The sequence below is a fragment of the Streptomyces sp. NPDC004126 genome, from assembly GCF_050275515.1.
In the GTDB taxonomy this organism is placed as follows: Bacteria; Actinomycetota; Actinomycetes; order Streptomycetales; family Streptomycetaceae; genus Streptomyces.
Genome location: NZ_JBNNPF010000125.1, coordinates 1 through 3,285, shown reverse-complemented (window position 1 = coordinate 3,285; position 3,285 = coordinate 1). Strand labels below are relative to the sequence as shown.

The 3,285-nt window shown below is 68.0% G+C and carries 4 protein-coding genes; 2 read left to right on the top strand and 2 right to left on the bottom strand.

Going from position 1 to position 3,285, the window contains the following annotated elements; genetic code table 11:
• Window positions 1–58: 58 nt before the first annotated feature.
• Window positions 59–1,066 carry a hypothetical protein gene (locus ACQKM2_RS40770; protein ID WP_427719248.1) on the bottom strand — a complete coding sequence of 336 codons (1,008 nt, stop codon included), beginning with the start codon at window positions 1,064–1,066 and terminating at the stop codon, window positions 59–61.
• Between the two features lie 66 nt (window positions 1,067–1,132).
• Between ACQKM2_RS40770 and ACQKM2_RS40765 the strand changes: the two genes are divergently transcribed.
• A complete protein-coding gene (locus tag ACQKM2_RS40765; protein WP_427719246.1) occupies window positions 1,133–1,882 on the top strand; it encodes a hypothetical protein in 750 nt (249 codons plus the stop codon).
• On the opposite strand, the gene ACQKM2_RS40760 is transcribed toward ACQKM2_RS40765, so the two are convergent.
• Window positions 1,879–2,637: a GntR family transcriptional regulator gene (locus ACQKM2_RS40760; RefSeq protein ID WP_427719243.1), complete on the bottom strand. Its 759-nt coding sequence runs from the start codon at window positions 2,635–2,637 to the stop codon at window positions 1,879–1,881. The two genes, ACQKM2_RS40765 and ACQKM2_RS40760, sit on opposite strands and share 4 nt — an antisense overlap.
• Window positions 2,638–2,951: 314 nt before the next feature.
• On the opposite strand from ACQKM2_RS40760, the gene ACQKM2_RS40755 reads away from it, so the two are divergent.
• Window positions 2,952–3,206: a hypothetical protein gene (locus ACQKM2_RS40755; protein ID WP_427719240.1), complete on the top strand. Its 255-nt coding sequence runs from the start codon at window positions 2,952–2,954 to the stop codon at window positions 3,204–3,206.
• The last annotated feature ends 79 nt before the right edge of the window (window positions 3,207–3,285 follow it).

The window sequence follows — 3,285 nt, the reverse complement described above, 5'->3', positions numbered from 1 at the left end:
GCCGACGGCCGTCTTGGGCTGATACGCACTACAGGCCGAACAGAGCAGCTTGGGGACGTCAGCGGATGGGGGCGGCCACTTGGGCGAGCAGGGCGGCTGACTCGTCCGGCTTGAGGGCGTGTTCGTAGACGACGTCGCCCGTCATCCCGGGGAAGAAGCGGCCGGCGGGCCAGGTCCTCTCGTACGCGGGCGGATCGAGGACCACGAGCCGGACGCCGTTCACGACGGGGATGTCCGCCGGGTTGTCCTCGTTCCATATCCACTCGCCGTCGGCGCCGACCAGGTTGAAGGAACCGGTGGTCGGCACCATCCCGGCCTGGTCGCGGCAGCAGGCAACCGCCTCGGCCGAGGGCGCCTGACCCTTGACGAGGCCACGGCCGATCAGGGCGTCGGCGAGGAGCGTGTGCAGTTGGAAGTTGTCGCCGATGCCGGACGCGCGCAGCGCGAAGCCGGCGCCCGTGGCGCGATCGAGGACGACGAGCGGCTCGTCGTCGAGGACGGCGAGGGCGTACGCGAGACACTTGAACTGCTCACCGGACAGCTCCGCCACCCGTGCGACGGCAGTCGTCAACTCCGCGCGACCGGGGGCCTCGCGGCGTACCCGGGGAGAATTGAGCATGGCCACGCAGGCCATCTCGAACTGCGGGAGCGACTGCCAGGCCATGGCGGGCTCGAAGCCGATCCGCTCGAAGTCGGCGTCCTCCAGGCCCTCGTGGTCGGGCAGGTCGCCCCTGCCCGGCTCCGCCCATCGCTCACAGAAGACGGCGGCCTGCTCGAAGGCGTCCTGGGCGCCCGCGAACACGGCGGGAGCGCAGGCCGACGGGTCGGCCCCGCGCTCCACACATGCGCCGATGAGCACGGCGACAACTGCTCGCGGCCCGGGCGGCACCTGTTCGAGCAGGGCGGCGAGCCGGGGCCCCGCCGCCTGCCGGTCCGCGTCCCGGGCCTTGCCGAAACCGCGCGTCAGCCGCTCGAAGGCGCGCTCCGCAGCGTCAGTGTCCTGAGCACGTACGGCTGTCTCGAAAGCCCCGATGGTGGCGAGAAACCGCCCACGTCCGAATATCATCCGCGCACCCTAGCCCGTGCCACGGACAGCGTCGCCTCCGGCACCTGGGGGAGATTAAATACCGGAGTGGTGAACTGGGCACAGATGCGTGACTGCCGGTTCGAGGTTGATCGTGTTCCGGAGCTCTTGGAACGGGTCGAGCGCGATACCGACACAGAGGCGTGGAAGGAACTGGGATGGCGGCTCGTCCTTGAGCACGACCTGGTCTCCCCGGCCAGTTTCGCCGCGCTGCCCTGCCTGGTGCGCCTCGCGCCTCGCGAGGCGCGGGCGCGCGCCCTGGCGGGGAAGATCCTGGAGCGGGCGGCAGGGCACCATGGCTGCGACGATCTCTTGGCGGACTGCGCCGACGCCATCGCACGGTTCCGCGAAGTGCTGAACCGGCACCTGCGGTCGCGGCCGACTGACTACTTCGTGTCCTTCCGCGCCCTGCTCTCGGCCGAGGGGGAATACCACTGGGCAGCAGGCCTGGGCGACTTCGAGGACGACTTCTATCCGCTGGACTGTCCCCACTGCGACGCAGAGGTCACGATCGCCATAGGCGACTACGGCCGGTACTCCGCGATCAGGAAATGGGACGAGGGCGACGTCGACCGTCGCGACCTGCGCCCGGCGGCCGCCGAGGGACTCACCGGGACCGGCAAATGGATGTACGAGATGGCTGTTCGCGACGGCGAGGAGGTGCTCGCCGACGGAATCTCCCACCTCTTCGGTCATGCGGAATGCCCGGGCTGCGCCAGCGTCTTCAACGTGGCGGACGAGTACACGTCCGCCAACCGTCCGGTCATGCCTCAGGGAACGAGCTCGGACAGCGCCTAGGCGTCGAAGTCGTACTCCAGGACGTAGGACGCGGAGTCCAGGGTCATTTCGTTGACCTCGACCGCACGGCCGTCCTCCGCGAAGGCGGTACGTACGATCTGGATGACAGGTGTCCCCATGGAGAGGGCGAGACGTTCGGCCTCGCCGACGGAAGGCATGCGGCAGCGGACCTCCTCACGGAAGTGAACGGGCTTGTGTCCCAGTTCGGCCAGCCTCGCGTACGTCCCACCAGGCCCGGTGTCGGATCGGGTGATGGCCGAGTCGGCCACGACGTCTGACGGCAGATACGAAGTCGCGAAGAGCACCGGCTTGCCGTCCAGCACGAACCGGCGGCTGCGCACCCAGACCGCAGACCCGTCCGGAACGCCGAGAGCTACGACGACCTCCTCACTCGCCCGCTGCTCGTACACCTCGACCTGGTCGACGACCAGCTCTCGGTCCTCACTGTCCGTCGACCAGATGGAACGTCCCGAACCCCACTGTTCCTGCGCGAGCCGCTGGATGCCGTGCCGCCGCAGGGGCCTGAAGGCCCGGACGAAGACGCCAGCGCCCTTGCGTGCTTCCGCGAGGCCTTCGTTCTGGAGCACGCCGAGGGCCTGACGGGCAGTCATTCGCGCGACGTCGTAGGTGGCCATGAGGTCGTTCTCGCCCGGCAGACGGTCGCCCGGCCCATACTCGCCCGAGCGGATCGCCGCCCTCAGCTCGTCAGCAATCCGCTGGTACTTCGGCTGGCGAGTACTGCCCTGGCTGGTCATCGAACGATCACTCCTTCTCTTCTCTAGACACCCTAGGCCCAGCGGTAGGGCACCGCACTTATCAGCCCTGCGGGCGAACATCTCTAGAGACCCATTGACGAGACTGGCGGAATTGGCTTCAGTGGGTCACATCTCTAGGGATGCTTCGACCGAAAGGTGTAGCCGCATGTGGCTGATTTCCGTCAGTACGGAGGGAACCGACCCGGTCGCGCATCGCTGCCCGTGTGGAGCGACATTTGACCTCAGCGAGGACCTCTTGGATCGCGCCCAAGCTGGTTGGGAGCGCTTTCTGCGCACCTTCGGGGCGGACTCCGATGAGTGAGTGCTACGAGTACGTGCCGCACCGACTCCTTCACCAACGCGTGCGCGACATCGCCTCAGGCGTCGAGGGGGTGTTGATGGCGGTGATCAACGAGAACGTCTCCGACACCGGCATCGAGCGCTGGATGGAGCTCGCCTACATCCGCAACGCCGCCGGCCGTGAGTTCACCACCGCCGTCGCCAACATCGAACCCGCCTACGACCAGCCCCAGACGGCCGCCGGCCGCCAAAACGAGAGAAGCGCGTAGCGATCTGACGCGCCCGTCCGCTCCCTGGGCTGCTCTGATCAACCTCTGGTGCGGGTATCAGCCCAAGACGGGCTGCGGA

Bases quoted from the DNA above. Each gene is read 5' to 3' on its own strand.
- ACQKM2_RS40770 (WP_427719248.1), bottom strand. From the start codon at position 1,066: ATGATATTCGGACGTGGGCGGTTTCTCGCCACCATCGGGGCTTTCGAG.
- ACQKM2_RS40760 (WP_427719243.1), bottom strand. From the start codon at position 2,637: ATGACCAGCCAGGGCAGTACTCGCCAGCCGAAGTACCAGCGGATTGCT.
- ACQKM2_RS40755 (WP_427719240.1), top strand. From the start codon at position 2,952: ATGAGTGAGTGCTACGAGTACGTGCCGCACCGACTCCTTCACCAACGC.